The sequence below is a fragment of the Reichenbachiella sp. genome (assembly GCF_039944555.1).
In the GTDB taxonomy this organism is placed as follows: Bacteria; Bacteroidota; Bacteroidia; order Cytophagales; family Cyclobacteriaceae; genus Reichenbachiella.
The window spans coordinates 740,206-755,588 of the sequence record NZ_JBDUYN010000007.1; the positions used below are offsets into that span (position 1 = coordinate 740,206).

General features: G+C 38.1%; 12 protein-coding genes and 1 other RNA gene. 8 read left to right on the forward strand and 5 right to left on the reverse strand.

What is annotated here, in order from left to right:
* The first annotated feature begins 1 nt into the window (after window position 1).
* Genes ABJD64_RS11710 through ABJD64_RS11720 form a run of 3 tightly spaced genes read left to right on the forward strand, consistent with a single transcriptional unit; the run spans window position 2 to window position 3,328 of the window.
* Complete coding sequence (locus tag ABJD64_RS11710) at window positions 2–385, forward strand: four helix bundle protein (RefSeq protein WP_348178942.1); 384 nt, start codon at window positions 2–4, stop codon at window positions 383–385.
* A gap of 41 nt (window positions 386–426) precedes the next feature.
* Window positions 427–1,182: an enoyl-CoA hydratase/isomerase family protein gene (locus tag ABJD64_RS11715; RefSeq protein WP_348178944.1), complete on the forward strand. Its 756-nt coding sequence runs from the start codon at window positions 427–429 to the stop codon at window positions 1,180–1,182.
* A 58-nt stretch (window positions 1,183–1,240) separates the two neighbouring features.
* A complete protein-coding gene (locus tag ABJD64_RS11720; protein WP_348178946.1) occupies window positions 1,241–3,328 on the forward strand; it encodes a thiamine pyrophosphate-dependent enzyme in 2,088 nt (695 codons plus the stop codon).
* A 138-nt stretch (window positions 3,329–3,466) separates the two neighbouring features.
* On the opposite strand, the gene ABJD64_RS11725 is transcribed toward ABJD64_RS11720, so the two are convergent.
* The 4 genes from ABJD64_RS11725 to tsaD all read right to left on the reverse strand — a co-directional run bounded on the left by ABJD64_RS11725 (window position 3,467) and on the right by tsaD (window position 6,385).
* Window positions 3,467–3,976: an HNH endonuclease gene (locus ABJD64_RS11725; protein WP_348178948.1), complete on the reverse strand. Its 510-nt coding sequence runs from the start codon at window positions 3,974–3,976 to the stop codon at window positions 3,467–3,469.
* Window positions 3,977–4,082: 106 nt separating this feature from the next.
* Entirely contained in the window at window positions 4,083–4,847 is a 765-nt protein-coding gene (locus ABJD64_RS11730; protein ID WP_348178950.1) for an NlpC/P60 family protein, read from the reverse strand.
* A 1-nt stretch (window position 4,848) separates the two neighbouring features.
* Window positions 4,849–5,310, reverse strand: coding sequence for an SsrA-binding protein SmpB (gene smpB, locus ABJD64_RS11735; protein WP_348178952.1), 462 nt, complete (start codon window positions 5,308–5,310; stop codon window positions 4,849–4,851).
* Window positions 5,311–5,380: 70 nt separating this feature from the next.
* On the reverse strand, window positions 5,381–6,385 hold the full coding sequence (tsaD, locus tag ABJD64_RS11740) for a tRNA (adenosine(37)-N6)-threonylcarbamoyltransferase complex transferase subunit TsaD (RefSeq protein ID WP_348178954.1): 1,005 nt from the start codon (window positions 6,383–6,385) through the stop codon (window positions 5,381–5,383).
* 143 nt (window positions 6,386–6,528) lie between these two features.
* Between tsaD and ABJD64_RS11745 the strand changes: the two genes are divergently transcribed.
* The 4 genes from ABJD64_RS11745 (at window position 6,529) to ABJD64_RS11760 (ending at window position 13,181) form a co-directional block, all read left to right on the forward strand.
* Entirely contained in the window at window positions 6,529–11,103 is a 4,575-nt protein-coding gene (locus tag ABJD64_RS11745; RefSeq protein ID WP_348178956.1) for a translocation/assembly module TamB domain-containing protein, read from the forward strand.
* A gap of 76 nt (window positions 11,104–11,179) precedes the next feature.
* A complete protein-coding gene (locus ABJD64_RS11750) occupies window positions 11,180–11,566 on the forward strand; it encodes a hypothetical protein (protein ID WP_348178958.1) in 387 nt (128 codons plus the stop codon).
* A gap of 44 nt (window positions 11,567–11,610) precedes the next feature.
* Window positions 11,611–12,012: RNase P RNA component class A (gene rnpB / locus ABJD64_RS11755), an RNA gene on the forward strand.
* Window positions 12,013–12,020: 8 nt separating this feature from the next.
* Entirely contained in the window at window positions 12,021–13,181 is a 1,161-nt protein-coding gene (locus tag ABJD64_RS11760; RefSeq protein WP_348178960.1) for a sigma-54 dependent transcriptional regulator, read from the forward strand.
* A gap of 264 nt (window positions 13,182–13,445) precedes the next feature.
* Here ABJD64_RS11760 and ABJD64_RS11765 read toward each other — a convergent pair whose 3' ends face one another.
* Window positions 13,446–14,450 carry an acyl transferase gene (locus ABJD64_RS11765; protein ID WP_348178962.1) on the reverse strand — a complete coding sequence of 335 codons (1,005 nt, stop codon included), beginning with the start codon at window positions 14,448–14,450 and terminating at the stop codon, window positions 13,446–13,448.
* A 77-nt stretch (window positions 14,451–14,527) separates the two neighbouring features.
* On the opposite strand from ABJD64_RS11765, the gene ABJD64_RS11770 reads away from it, so the two are divergent.
* Window positions 14,528–15,376: a hypothetical protein gene (locus ABJD64_RS11770; RefSeq protein WP_348178964.1), complete on the forward strand. Its 849-nt coding sequence runs from the start codon at window positions 14,528–14,530 to the stop codon at window positions 15,374–15,376.
* Window positions 15,377–15,383: the final 7 nt, after the last annotated feature.

Below are 15,383 nucleotides of genomic sequence, written 5' to 3' on the forward strand. Positions count from 1 at the left end.
AATGATGAATGGTTTTTTGACGTATGAGAATTTAGAAGTTTGGATGGAAGCTAGAAAGCTTGTATCACAGATTTATGGGGTATCAAAAGAATTCCCGAAAGAAGAATTATACGGTTTGACAAATCAAATTAGAAGAGCTGCTGTTTCAGTACCTTCCAATATTGCCGAAGGTTGCGGACGAAATACAACCAAAGATAAACTTCATTTTTTCTACATCAGTCGAGGTTCTTTATTCGAATTAGAAACTCAAATGTTTGTCGCTTTAGATTTGAATTATATATCTGAAGATGATAAAGTGAATTTGAAGGCTCAAATTGAATTATGTAAAAAACTTCTAAATGGCTTCATCAACTACAATAAATCCAAACTTCAAACCAAAGCCTAAAACCAAACACCTAATACCACAGACTTAACACAAAAAAACAAATGAACGGAAACGTAAATATCGATATCAACAAAGGCATAGGAACCATTACCTTTTTTCATCCGCAAAGCAATTCCCTGCCCGGCGAAATTTTGAATCTATTGGCAGAAACAATTACCCGTGCAGGTAACAATGAAGAAGTGAAAGTAGTTGTCCTTAAAAGTGAAGGTGATCGTGCATTCTGTGCCGGTGCTAGCTTTGATGAATTGATAGCCATTGAGGATTTCGAAACAGGCAAGACATTCTTCTCCGGATTTGCAAAGGTTATCAATGCAGCCAGAAAATGTCCCAAATTAATAATCGGTCGGGTGCAAGGCAAAGCTGTTGGTGGCGGTGTAGGATTAGCTGGTGCGGTGGACTATTGCCTGGCTACCAAGTTTGCTTCGGTCAAGTTGAGCGAATTGGCCATTGGAATTGGACCATTTGTAGTTGGACCAGCAGTTGAGCGCAAAATTGGTGTTTCTGCAATGTCGCAGATGGCCATAAACGCCACGGAATGGCAAAGTGCAGAATGGGCCAAAGAAAAAGGACTTTACACTGAAGTGTATGAAACTGTAGAAGAAATGGATGAGGCCATCCAGGTGCTTACGGATAAACTCGCATCCTCTAACCCCGAGGCTATGGAATTGCTGAAAAAGATATTCTGGGAAGGCACCGAGCACTGGGATAACTTATTGGATGAACGTGCCGGTATGAGTGGAAAACTTGTGTTGTCAGATTTCACTCGCAACGCGATTAATAAATTTAAAAACAAGTAATTGAATCTCTTCGTCCTAATAGAGGACGGTCGATATAAAAAACATTAAATACCCAATAATGGCGACTACGAAAAAAGTAAATAATAAACTAACAAACATTAGTGAGCAAAAACTCCTAAAAGCTTACAAACTCATGGCAACTGCAAAGACGCTAGCAGATAAATATGAGGAAACTTTCAAAGTTGTGTCTAAATATGTGCATGCTACCTCCAGAGGACACGAAGCCATACAAATTGCTACTGGTATGCAGTTGTTACCCCAGGATTACTTGTCCGCGTATTATAGAGACGACGCCACTTTATTAGCCATAGGCTGTACGCCATATGATTTGATGCTCCAGCTAATGGCCAAAAAGGACGACCCATTTTCAGGAGGAAGAACTTATTATTCGCACCCAAGTCTTAAGGATGAAGACAAACCCAAAATCCCACATCAATCCTCAGCTACAGGCATGCAAGCGATTCCAACCACCGGCATCGCCATGGGCATCCAATACAAAGAGCATAGAAAGATAGGTGAAAAACATAAGGAAGCTCCGGTAGTGGTCTGTTCGCTGGGAGATGCCTGTATCACTGAAGGAGAAGTTTCCGAAGCCTTCCAAATGGCAGCATTGAAACAACTACCCATCATTTACTTGGTACAGGACAACGAATGGGACATTTCGGCGCATGCAAGTGAAATTCGCTCTGGAGATGCATCAGAATACATCAAGGGGTTTCCCGGTATCAAGGCGATGAAAGTGAATGGAACAAACTTTCTAAAGTGCTATGAAACCATGGAAGACGCTATTCGGTATGTAAGGAAAGAAAGAAAGCCAGTATTGGTACATGCCAAGGTACCTCTACTCAATCATCATACCTCGGGCGTACGAAAGGAATGGTATCGAGACGACCTGGATGAGCATATGCAATACGACCCATATCCATTCTTTAGGAAACAGTTGGAGGATTTGGGAATCAAAAAATCAGAACTCGACAATAGAGAAGAGGACGCTCGTCTGCTTGTTGATGATCATTACGACAAGGCACTCAAAGCCGAAGACCCAAGTCCCCAGGACCTGTTTACGCATGATTTTGCCCCTACTCCAATTATAGAGGAGAAAGGAGAACGTGCACCGAAAGGAAAGGAAAAAGCTGTAATGGTGGATAGTGCACTGTTTGCCGTCCAGGAACTTATGGAACAGCATGATGAGTGTCTTTTGTACGGGCAAGACGTAGGACACCGTCTCGGTGGGGTATTCAGAGAAGCAGCAACATTGGCCCAAAAATTTGGGAAGGACAGAGTCTTTAATACACCGATACAAGAGGCCTTTATAGTTGGTAGTACAGTAGGTATGTCCGCTGTAGGCCTGAAACCGATTGTGGAAGTGCAGTTTGCTGACTACATCTGGCCAGGGCTAAACCAGCTCTTCACAGAAGTAAGTAGGTCGTGCTACCTGACCAATGGTAAGTATCCGGTAAGCATGATACTAAGGGTTCCTATTGGTGCCTATGGCAGCGGGGGACCTTATCACTCGTCAAGTGTAGAATCAGTAGTTGCTAACATAAGAGGTATCAAGATTGCTTATCCTAGTACAGGTGCTGATATGAAGGGGTTGATGAAAGCCGCCTATTATGACCCTAACCCCGTGGTTATTTTCGAACATAAAGGTCTTTACTGGTCGAAAGTGAAAGGCACTGATGCAGCCAAGACCGTTGAACCGGATTCAGATTACATCATTCCTTTCGGTAAAGCGAGAATTGCCCAGGAGACAGCTACTGAATCATTTGATAATGGGGAAACCATGACGGTGATTACCTATGGAATGGGCGTACATTGGTCATTAAATGCATCCAAAAAGTTTAAAGGAAAAGTAGAAATAATTGACCTCAGAACCTTGTATCCACTCGATACAGCTACCGTATTTAGCTCTGTAAGGAAGCACGGGAAATGCCTGGTGGTTACAGAAGAACCTGTCAACAATACTTTTGCCCAGAGTTTAGCAGCTCGTATTCAAGAGAACTGCTTTGAATATTTAGATGGCCCCGTAAGAACAATTGGTTCGGAAAATATGCCGGCCATACCACTCAATTCTACTTTGGAAGCCGCTATGATTCCGTCTACTGAAAAGGTAGAATCGGCAATGGCTCAAATGCTAGCAGAATAGCGCCTTTAGAGAATTAGTATTTTGCATAAATTGCTCTTTTACTGCCATAAAAGATCAATTTATGTCAAGATTTTATCACAGGAAATTTGGGATTAAAATGAGACAGGCATTTCGCTAAGATTCGAATAACGTCTTGAGTTAAGCTACAGCGGGTGTATTAAGATAGGGAACCCATTCCTTTTTCATCGAGCCAAGATTATTTCTTAGAAACATGATATAGGACGGTTTGAAAGGCGGTCTCTTTAAGACAAGACCTGCTTCTTCCAGCGAATAATTTCCCTTTTTTGCGTTGCAAGCCTTGCATGCCGTCACCAAATTGTTCCAGGTTGACTTACCCCCTTTTGACCTGGGCACAAGATGATCCAAAGTTAGATCTCTATCAACTCCACAGTACTGACAACATCCATTATCTCTTTTGAAAATATTCTGTCTTGTGAGAACTACACCACGATAAGGTACGTGAATGTAAGCCTTTATTTTGATGACAGCAGGGGTCGGATAGCTTTTTGAAACCGTCCTTAATTTTGCATTCACATCAGATTCTAGCAACTCCGCCTTATCCAAAAATACCAGTAGAAAAGCGCGTTGTACTGTACATACTGCTAGAGGGCTATAATCCTGATTTAACACAAGTACTTTTCCTGACATAATTCAATTTTTTGTAGAATGGGCAGTTACTTTGATCATTCCACGCAATGAAAATAGCCAATAAATAATTAAATGTGAAAAGAAATCGATGAGATCCAATTTATCCCTAATCGATAATCAGGTTTTTTAGCAGTACTCTGCGTGCAATAAATTCTTTTTCTCCAATTTCATCGGATCCAACAATTGCTACACTACCATTATAAATTCCAGCATACTCATCACCGCCTAAAAAAATGAATCCACTATCCTTATGAGACTTAGGAAAAATTAGATCACCTGGAGCAATGGCATCCAGGTCCAAAATTTCATGGCCGCTACTCTTTTGACCTTCAATAGTTCGCGATAATCTGTAGCCACATACTTTAAATACTTGCTGAATAAATCCACCCTCATCCACTCCAAAAGGTGTTTTACCCCCTGATAAATATGGCGCATGCAGGTATTTTTTCATCAATTCTCTCATGTATTCGAATTCTCGTTTCTGAGACAGGCTTTTAGACTCACCGTTGAAGGCCACTTGTTCTTCCAATTTAAACAGTTCATTGGTGGTAATAGGAAGAACACTTCCAAATAGAATATGTACATGCTTCTTTTGAAAATAGATTGTTCCACTCAGGTCGATGCATACTTTGTAATCTGAAAGATTAACTTGCTGAAAATACTCTTCGCTGATTGGAGTGTGCTGATCACTACGAATCCAACCGGTAGAATCATCAAAATACAACTGAATTTGTATTTTATCATTCTTTTCGTCAAGTACAGTATAGTGTTCTCCAAACAACAACTCTGACAACAGCACCGAGCCATTTTTTGAAGTTGCTCTCATGGGAACCACACTCATTCTGCAGATTCCCTTAGACCCATCGTTCATTCTAATATCTGTTTCGTTCTAGCTCTCTTTTTACATCTTTCTCTTTGATGCTGTCTCGTTTGTCATGGATTTTCTTTCCTTTAGCTAGCGCCAGTTCTAATTTGGCATATCCTCGGTCATTTATGAATAAGCGGGTTGGGATAATAGTCAGCCCTTTTTCCTGACTTTTTGATTCAATCTTGTCCAACTCAGTTCTATTCAATAGTAGTTTTCGTTCTCTTAAAGGCTCATGATTATTGAAGGTCCCCTGCTCGTACACTGCAATGTGCATACTTTTTATAAACATTTCACCTTTTGAAATATAACAATAAGCCTCTTGCAAACTGGCCTTGCCTTCTTTTATAGATTTTATCTCTGTTCCCTTTAAGACCAAACCAGCAACATACTTGTCTATAAACTCAAATTCATAGCTCGCCTTTTTGTTGCGAATATTTACCTGATTTGAAAATCTACTTTTGTTCATCGTTATATTGCCAAATTAAATTTTAAATTTTTAATAATTCTACTATGAGCTCGAAAATGAGTAACGATTCTCAAAATTTCATCCGAGGCATAGGTGCCGCGGACATTTCAGCCATATCTCCTGCCAACCACTGATAGTAAGCTGTTATTGCAATCATGCCTGCATTATCCGTACAATATTCGAACGCAGGAATAAATATATCCCAACCTTCTTCTATCGAAAGACTTTTGAGCTTATCTCTAAGTCCGCTGTTTGCTGATACCCCACCGGCAATTGCAATTTGAGATATTCCTTGTTGATCCGCAGCCATCCTTAACTTCTCAAGTAGCATATCTATCAGATGCCGCTGAATACTTGCTGATATGTCATTTTTATTCTCGTCAACGAAGTCTGGGTTTTTCATTCTTTCTTTATTCAGGAAATTCATAAAGCCGGTTTTAATCCCACTGAATGAATAGTCCAAACCCGCCATGTTGGTTTCATTGAAAGTAAATCTATTTTCATCACCATCTTCAGCCAATCTGTCAATCATTGGTCCTCCGGGATATGGCAATCCCATCAATTTAGCACACTTGTCAAATGCCTCGCCAACGGCATCATCTGTTGTCTGACCGAGTACTTTCATATCAAGGAAATTGTCAACTCTAACGATTTGTGTATGCCCTCCACTTACCGTTAGGCACAAAAAGGGGAAATTTGGTTTGGGGTCTTCAATAAAATGTGCCAAAATATGTGCCTTCATATGATGTACTCCTATCAAGGGAATGTCTAATGCGAGAGCCATTGATTTTGCAAATGCTCCACCCACTAAAAGCGCACCCAAAAGTCCTGGTCCCTGAGTAAATCCTATGGCGCTCAAATCACTCATTTCAATATCAGCATCAGCCATAGCTTCTTTCACAACAGGAGCAATTGCCTGCTGATGAGCACGCGAAGCCAATTCAGGTACGACTCCTCCATATTTACTATGAATTTCCTGCGTAGCAATGACATTGTTCACCACCTTGCCGTCTATACAAATAGATGCCGAAGTCTCGTCACAGGAAGATTCTATAGCCAGAATTACATTTTTCACATTAAATACCTATTTTGATTGAACTCACAAAAATACCAAAAGCACAAAACTGGGCATATTTTTTGTACCATCATTCAAAGTTCCGTAATTACCTATGATTATTACTTAAATAATCATCATTACTTTTGTGGAGCAGTTGTTTGATGAAGGAAAATCCCCAAAAAGAATCAAATTTAAGAAGATGGTTGTCTAGGCTATTTTTATGGATGCCAGTCCTATTGGTCACGCTTGGAATCTTATTCTTTTCCATTCTCCAAATCCCCAAAGTACAAACTAAAATATTAAATAAAGTTTCGAGTCTGATTTCAGAAAATACAGGATTTAATATTCAAATTGGACATGCCAACCTTACCTGGTTCGATCATATGATAGTTAGAGATTTGAGACTCTACAATCATCAAAATGACAGCACCTTAATATTTGTTGAAAAAGTAAAGGTCAATTTCAAACTCTATGATTTTCTGGTTAATCGAAAATTGAATGCTGATAAACTAGAACTTAATAGACCTTTTGTTCACGTAATAAAGGATAGTGATTCCACTGAAGTAAATATTTCCAAGTTCCTTACAGACTTGAAAGACATCTTCCAAAAGAACAGAAAAAACAGAGAGAAAAAAACGTCAATCTCAATAGATCAAATCATTATGCATGATGGTTTTTTCTCATACAATGACATGACGTTTGATTCTATCCATAAGGGCAAGGATTATCGGCATTTTGTTTTTGACTCGATTCAGGCTACGGTCTCAGATTTTGCATTTGTCAATGATAGCATTGGAATGAGCATTGACCATCTTACGTCCATTGACCCTAAAAACCAACTCAATATTAAAAGCCTTGTTAGTAATTTTTCCTTCACAAAAAAGAATTTGATTTTCTCTCAATTGGGTCTAAAAACCGATCAAAGCCTAATTACTGACTCTATAGTGTTTAAATATAATCACCCTTCAAACTTCAAACACTTTGTAGATAGTGTTACATTCTATGCCAATCTCGATCATTCACTTATCAGCACCAAAGAGCTGTCTCTTTTTAACGCATCACTAGCACAAGTTGACAAAAAGGTCTCATTATCTGGAGTATTATCAGGATCGGTTAAAAGACTGAAATTGAAGAGATTTGATATGAAAATGGGCAAGAGTTCCTATTTGGCCGGGAACGTGGAATTGTTTGGTCTGCCCGTTATCAAAGAAACTTTCATAAGTCTTGATATTAAAAAATCAGTGGTAGACCCAGAAGATATTTCCGACTTGATCTCCGAGAAATATCGTCAACAAGTTTCAAATATTGGAAAGGCAAATTTTAAAGGCCACTTTTTAGGGTTCTTATCCGACTTTGTTGCCAATAGTGAAATCGTCTCGTCCGTAGGTAAAATTAATACTGATATTAATTTTAAAATAAAAGAAGATAATAAAGCTTGGTACACTGGGGCCCTTAATCTAAACCACTTTGATCTTAGAAGCATATTTCACAATCAGGACAAATTAAAGCATATTACTTTGTCCGGTACGATAGAGGGGAATGGACTTCGAATCGACAACGCTGATTTCAATCTTGACGCAAAAGTAGATTCTCTTTCGATACAAAATTATACATATACCAAATTATCAACCAACGGCGAATTCAAGTTGGGTTTCTTTGGGGGAGAATTAGCGGTAGATGATCCAAATCTAAAATTCGATGGTAAAGTCGAGATAGACCTAAGCGAGAATAAAAACAAATTCAACATTAATGCATTACTTAACACAGCTAATCTACTACCGCTAGGTTTAAGTAAAAGTGATATTAAGGTAGCCTGTCGTCTAGATGTAAATATGAAGGGGCTTAGAACCGATGATTTAATAGGTTATGTATCCCTTTATGATAATTATATTGGGTATGAGGGAAAGGCACTTGAAGTAGATTCAATAAAGCTTTTATCATCTTTAATTGGCCAAACTCGACTCATTCAGCTTGAAACTGACGGGTTATCCACCAAAATGACAGGTAAATTTCGGAACAGCGTATTCCTTAGAACGATCAAAGAATTTTATCAAGAAATAAAACTCAACATTCAAAACGATAAAGAAAATTTACAAGCCTATTATCTGAGTAAATCAAACAATGACCTTGAAAAGTATGACGTGAAGATTGACTTAAATTTCTGGGATTTAAACAAATTTATCCAACCGTTTTATCCGTCTTTTAACATGTCAAAGGAGATAAAACTCCACGGCTCATTTATTCAGGACAGCGTTTCAAGACTAAACCTGTATGGAGGTATTGACTCTTTGCAAGTATCAAATGTGACTTGGACCAAAAACTATTTAGACATTAATATTTCAAAGGAGTACTTCAATAAAAGTACACTCGCATCCACTCTGGTTTCATCAAATCATCAATTCTGGTCAGAGAAATATGAAACAGAAAAAACGTATGTTGATGTTATCTGGTTCGAAGATAGCATGTCTGTATCGTTGAACATTGAACAACCTAAACTTTCGAATCGGCTAGCACTAGAAACCTCTGTTCTCTTTTTTGATGATTCCACACAACTCCATTTCGGCAAATCAAACATCCAAATATTAGGTAAGAAGTGGGATTGGGAGGATGGCAACAAAATTGTTTATTCCAATGGAGATTGGGCATTTTCGAATGTAAAGGCATCAAATGGTTCTGAAAATTTGGAAATCTCCGGAATGTATTCAGAAACACCATCAAAAATGCTCTATATAGATTTAAAGGAATTTAACATTCAAAACGCACAGTCTCTCCTTACTCGTAAAGTTGAGGGCATAATCGATGGGCGAATTAAAATCAAGAGACAACAAGGTGATGACTTAATTGAGGGTAATCTTGTCACACGTGCATTGAAAGTCGAAGATTTTCTAATTGGAAATGTTTTTGGTATTTCTAAATGGGACAATACCAATAGTAGACTGGCCTTGAATCTCGATTTAGTTCAAAACAGTAAAAAGAAAATTGAAATCACAGGTCTTTATTATCCTAAAAATGAATTTGACCAACTTGATCTAAAAGCAAAATTCGATAGTGCCAACCTTAAAATTGCAGAGCCTTTTTTAAGAAAAAACTTTACTGAGCTTGATGGTTTCGCATCAGGTCAATTTTCCATTCAAGGAAATGTGAACTACCCAATTTTGAAGGGGAAAGGAAATATCACCAATGGCAAAGTTCTAGTAAACTACCTGAATACAAAGTACGAATTTAATGGCAATCTTACCTTCGAAGAAAATGAGATTAGTACGCAGCACCTGATCTTAAAAGATGACGAACAAAATACAGCTCATCTCTATGGCGGTATATTTCATGATGGGTTTAAAAATCCTGTCCTCGATTTTCAGGGTCAGTTCGAGAATTTTAAACTATTAAACACCACCGCTACTGATAATGACGCCTACTATGGTGTAGCTTATGGTACAGGAAAGATTGAGTTTCTTGGTGCACTAAATAATATTCAAATTACTGCCGAGGCACAAACAGCGAAAGGTACCCGTATTTCAATTCCACTCAGCGAATCTTCCGACTCTCGGATCGAGCAAAAGGAATATATAGAATTCGTCGATCTAAAGGATGAGCAAAGTGTTCAAAAAATTATCGAAGAAGTTCACAATGAGGAAAAGCTAAAAATCAAAGGTATCGAGCTGGATTTTGATTTAGAATTCACTCCAGAGGCTTATGTAGAACTAATTTTTGATGTACAGGCCGGTGATATTATTAGAGGGCGAGGTAACGGAAATATTGAACTTCAAATCAATACTGATGGAGATTTTACAATGTTCGGTGACTATACCATTGAACGTGGCGGATACAATTTTACACTCTATAATATCATCAACAAGGAATTTGATATTAAAAACGGAAGTACAATTTCCTGGTATGGTGATCCCTATGGAGCAAATTTGAATATTTCAGCATCTTATCGCCAACTAGCTTCGCTGGCACCATTAATGGTTAAGTTTCTGGATCCGGATGATATCAATTCTCCAGAAACGAGAAAAAAATATCCATCCATTGTAGACCTAAAACTAAAAGGCAACTTGCTGACTCCGGAAATCAAATTTGGAATCAACATTGAAGAATACCCTCAGAATAATCAGCTCCCAAACAGTTCAGTAACCTTGGACGAAGTGGTAACAGCCTTCAAAGCCAGTCTCAGAAATAATGAACAAGAAATGAATAGACAAGTATTTAGTCTTATTGTACTTCGAAAATTCTCTCAAGAAAACAGCTTCCAAGTCAATGGTCAGACCATTAGTAATAGTTTAAGCGAATTTGTTTCAAATCAACTCAGCTATTGGGCCACTCAAGTGGATGAGAACCTGGAAGTGGACGTGGATCTTGCAGGCTTATCAGATGATGCCTTCAATACGTTTCAACTTAGATTATCGTATACATTTCTGGATGGGCGACTTAGGGTAACACGTGGTGGTGGTCTCCCAAGTCAGGAGACAAACGGAGATGTTTCAAGTATTATTGGTGACTGGACAGTGGAATATTTGCTTACCGAAGATGGCAGATTTAGAGTCAAAATGTATAGTCGATCTGACCTTGATGCAATTGATCAACAATTAGGAGAAAGTAATTTTGAGACAGGATTCAGTCTACAATATATCAAAAGCTTTGATCAGCTCAACCAGATTCTTTCAGACAACAGAAAAAAGAACGTATCTCAAAGAAAAACTGCAAACGAAGACGTTTCTCAGAATGAAGAAATCTAAAAATATTCTTGATTCGAATTTTCTCTAACCCTTTATTATGTGTACTTTTAGATAAGCTTACCAAAAACACTTATCAATGGAATTGAACAATTTCATGAAGTCTTACGCCGAAGAAATAAAAGGCAATTTCTCACAATATGATGACCAAAGATTTGTCATAGTAGTACCCCTTGATGAGGAGAGACAACAAGCGGTTGTAGGTGAAATTGATACAGAGAATAACCTCATATCAATATCTTCAAAGGTCTGTGTTGCCGAGGACAGCATTCAATTCAAAGAACTACTCGAAGAGAATCACAAATCCACCTTTAGCAAGTTCACCATTGTCAATGGCTTTTTAAAAGTAGAGTCTCGTTCTCCAGCAGATATTGTTTCAGATGAACTTCTAAAACGATCGATTCAGGAAGTTGCTCAACTTGCAGATAAATGGGAAATGAATATCACTGGACAGGATATTTTTTAATAGCTTTTCTTAAAAATCTCTATTGCAATATTTATTAGTTTTGCTGCATAGGCCGCCTTATCGTTCCGATAGCAATTGGAAAGGAAAGTCCGGGCAACATAGAGCATCGTACTTCTTAACGGGAAGTCTTTTGGCAAAGTCAAAAGAAGCAAGTGCAACAGAAAAAAAACCGCCTTTTGGGTAACCAATGGGTAAGGGTGAAATGGTGAGGTAAGAGCTCACCGCTTTGATAGTGATATCAAAGGCATGGTAAACCTTACGAGTTGAAAGATCAAATAGGTTCTGCAAGAAGTGGCTCGTTTCGATCTGGTTCGTTAATCTCAGATTAACATCAGAATGCAGAATGGGTAGATTGATAGATCTTAACAGCGATGTTAAGACCAGATAAATGATAAGGACCCCGATAGTTCGGGGTACAGAACCCGGCTTATAGGCCTATATTTTTATTATCAATATGACAAAAATTTTAATTATTGATGACGAAAAAAGTATTCGTCATACACTACGCGAGATACTTGAGTACGAAAAGTACGAAATTGAAGAGGCTGAAAATGGGAAAATTGGCCTTGAAAAATTGAAAGAAAAGGACTTCGATGTGGTCCTCTGCGATGTAAAAATGCCCGAAATGGATGGCCTGGAGGTACTCGAGAACGCCGGGCAACTCGACCACACACCACAGTTTATAATGATTTCGGCTCATGCCACGATAGATACGGCTGTAGAAGCTACAAAAAAAGGTGCATACGACTTTATACAGAAGCCGCCGGATCTCAATCGACTTTTGCTAACAATAAAAAATGCACTGGATAAGTCCAACCTCATTCAGGAAACCAAGGTGCTAAAAAAGAAGGTATCCAAATCACTTGAAATCATCGGTGAGTCCAAACCAATTCAAGAGGTCAAAGCGACTATTGAAAAAGTAGCTGGAACAGATGCTCGCGTATTGATCACAGGAGATAATGGCAGTGGCAAAGAGCTGGTAGCTAATGCCATACACAAACTTAGCACAAGAAATAAGAGACCATTAATTGAAGTCAACTGTGCCGCTATCCCTTCAGAATTGATAGAAAGTGAATTATTCGGACATGAAAAGGGATCCTTTACATCAGCTGTAAAGCAGCGAATTGGAAAATTTGAACAGGCTGATATGGGCACTCTTTTTCTTGATGAAATCGGCGATATGAGCCTTTCAGCTCAAGCCAAGGTACTTCGCGCATTACAAGAAAACAAAATCACTCGTGTTGGTGGTGAAAAGGAAATAAAAGTAAATGTTCGCGTTTTGGCAGCCACTAATAAAAACTTAAAGGAAGAGATACAAGCCAAAAGATTTCGCGAAGACTTGTATCACAGATTAAGTGTTATTGTCATTAAAGTTCCTCCACTAAACGAAAGAGCAGAGGACATACCTTTACTAGTAGATAAATTCTTAGCTGATATTGCAGGTGCTTACGGATCGAGCAAGAAAGAAATCGAGAAAGAAGCTCTTCAACAGCTCCAAAAAGGCAAGTGGACCGGAAACATAAGGGAGTTAAGAAACGTGGTCGAGCGTCTAGTCATCATGAGTGATGGGACTATTACTAGTATGGATGTAAAAAAATATGCGGATTCAAATTAATGTTATCCGCATAAAATATTTTAATACTTTTTACTTAGATAATTCTGTCGAATTCAACTCTGCTTTTGCATAAGTAGGACATGTTCTTTGAGTACATGCACTCATTGCAAAAACTACAAGGGCTACTATAAGTATTTTTACTTTCATCTTTTCTTATTATCAATTACCTGCTTCAATTTTAGAATATAAATATATAAAAAATATTACACTTTCCGTGAAATATTGTTTTTCTCTGAAATTATAGATGGCTTATTCGATGAACGATTAAATTATCATCAAATTGCATCCCCTAATATCAGAATTATCCAGTCGACCCAATATTTCAAACTCCCCAACTGCTGGAATTGCGCCTAGATCTCGTGTTTCTATAAAGGCACATGAGTGAACATTGGCTAGGTCAATCACATTTATCCCTCCTACTCGGTTATGAGAAAAGTAGTTGAATGGATCCTCAGGATCGCGAATTAACACCTTCATCTGACTTGGAAGTTTATAGGTACGTTCGTTGAATGAGTACGCCTGAGATAAGAGCTCTGTCATGCCGTACTCAGAATGGATTATGACCTCACCTAGTTTATTTTTCAAAATCGAATAAAACTCCTTTTTTATCATATCTTTTCTCCTACCCTTCATTCCTCCTGTTTCAATTATGGTTAGGCCGTCCAGCTTAATCTCAAGGTCTTCGACATGTTGACACAAATCAAGTAAGGCATACCCTACACTAAATAGTATTACTGATTTATTGGAAACTTCAAGCTGTTTTTTGATAGCATGAATTAGTTCTTCCTGTCTGTTCAAATAAAAACCACCAGCCTCTACTGACCCAGATTCTTTAATAAAAAAATCAACCATCTTCACCAACGAAGAATTTCCTTGCTCCTGATAGGAAGGTAAAAGTGCGAAAAAAACATTCTCATTGAGTGGTCTAAATAATCTCTCAAAGATCAATTTGGAATTGTTAAGATAAAAAATCGAATCTTCGATCAGGTGCTTACTTCGAGAGTTCGAAGTAGTTCCGCTGCTAAGAAAATACTCCCACCGCTCCCAACTTCCTGTCTGCACTTCATGATGCTTGAAAAAGTCAATTGGAAGACAAGGAATTTGAGAAATATCCGTTACTTCTTTAACATCTATACCCAGGTGGTTGATGTACTTTCGATATAATTGGCATGACTTAGCCTGATGTTGGAATAATTCCAACGCCAATGCATCAAATGTTGCTGAATTAACTTCAAAACATTTTTTTTTGAAACTATTTAAAAGCTTCATAAGTTAAAAATAGTAAGGGGTTGCGAAGGCTCAATTGTATTATTATAAGTATTTTTAGCAAATGTAATTTTAATTGGATGAAGGGAATATCTAAATATTGGAATAAAATTTCGTCACATAGTTTTTTACCTATTCTCGTAGCATCACCAGCTATCTTCTTCTCTTGTCAGGAACCTGACCCATTTCCAATTATTCCTGAAATTCAATTCAACAACATTCAGTTCGTTGAACTGCTAGAGAATGGCAATCCTGATTCATTAATATTGTCTTTTGATTTTCAGGATGGTGACGGCGATTTGGGGGTTGAGGGTGATGAGACATTTCCTCCATTTCATGATTTCAATTTTGTAGTAGATAATAACAATAGGATAGTGACATTTGGCCAAGAGGATGTAGAACTGCCATTCTATCTATTCGTACCAGATCCCTTTCAACCTACAAGATCATTGTTTAGCGAAACAGATAATAGACCATCATTTGATTGCGGGGATTATGACACTCTCTATATCAATGAGGAAAAGGACAGATACATTCCGCCAGGTGTTAGTTTTGGAGACATCGATCTTGAAGTATTTCAAAAAGATACAGTGTACATTCAAAGAAACCCTTATAAGAGCAATATAATTATTAAGTTTTTTAGAAAGCGAGGTATAGAAGAATATGAGGAAATAGACTGGAGATACTTAACCAGTCAATACGGATGTGGCATCTCTTTTGACGGAAGATTTCCGGTTCTTGACTTCGAAACTGTTAGCAGCTCTGGACCACTGGAAGGCACCATAAGATACTCAATGGTATCCACCGGATTCAGAACGGTACTTCGGAAGGATACTTTCAATATCAGATTCCAAATTATTGATCGAGGATTACATGGAAGTAATGTCGCCGAAACAGGAGATATCACACTAGACCAGCTTATTAGGTAAGTTACTT

What these genes read in the sequence shown, in the direction of transcription:
- ABJD64_RS11760 (WP_348178960.1), top strand. Translation starts at nt 12,021, where the DNA reads ATGACAAAAATTTTAATTATTGATGACGAAAAAAGTATTCGTCATACA.
- ABJD64_RS11750 (WP_348178958.1), top strand. Translation starts at nt 11,180, where the DNA reads ATGGAATTGAACAATTTCATGAAGTCTTACGCCGAAGAAATAAAAGGC.
- smpB (WP_348178952.1), bottom strand. Translation starts at nt 5,310, where the DNA reads ATGAACAAAAGTAGATTTTCAAATCAGGTAAATATTCGCAACAAAAAG.
- ABJD64_RS11715 (WP_348178944.1), top strand. Translation starts at nt 427, where the DNA reads ATGAACGGAAACGTAAATATCGATATCAACAAAGGCATAGGAACCATT.
- ABJD64_RS11765 (WP_348178962.1), bottom strand. Translation starts at nt 14,450, where the DNA reads ATGAAGCTTTTAAATAGTTTCAAAAAAAAATGTTTTGAAGTTAATTCA.
- ABJD64_RS11720 (WP_348178946.1), top strand. Translation starts at nt 1,241, where the DNA reads ATGGCGACTACGAAAAAAGTAAATAATAAACTAACAAACATTAGTGAG.
- ABJD64_RS11730 (WP_348178950.1), bottom strand. Translation starts at nt 4,847, where the DNA reads ATGAACGATGGGTCTAAGGGAATCTGCAGAATGAGTGTGGTTCCCATG.
- ABJD64_RS11770 (WP_348178964.1), top strand. Translation starts at nt 14,528, where the DNA reads ATGAAGGGAATATCTAAATATTGGAATAAAATTTCGTCACATAGTTTT.
- ABJD64_RS11710 (WP_348178942.1), top strand. Translation starts at nt 2, where the DNA reads ATGATGAATGGTTTTTTGACGTATGAGAATTTAGAAGTTTGGATGGAA.
- ABJD64_RS11725 (WP_348178948.1), bottom strand. Translation starts at nt 3,976, where the DNA reads ATGTCAGGAAAAGTACTTGTGTTAAATCAGGATTATAGCCCTCTAGCA.
- ABJD64_RS11745 (WP_348178956.1), top strand. Translation starts at nt 6,529, where the DNA reads ATGAAGGAAAATCCCCAAAAAGAATCAAATTTAAGAAGATGGTTGTCT.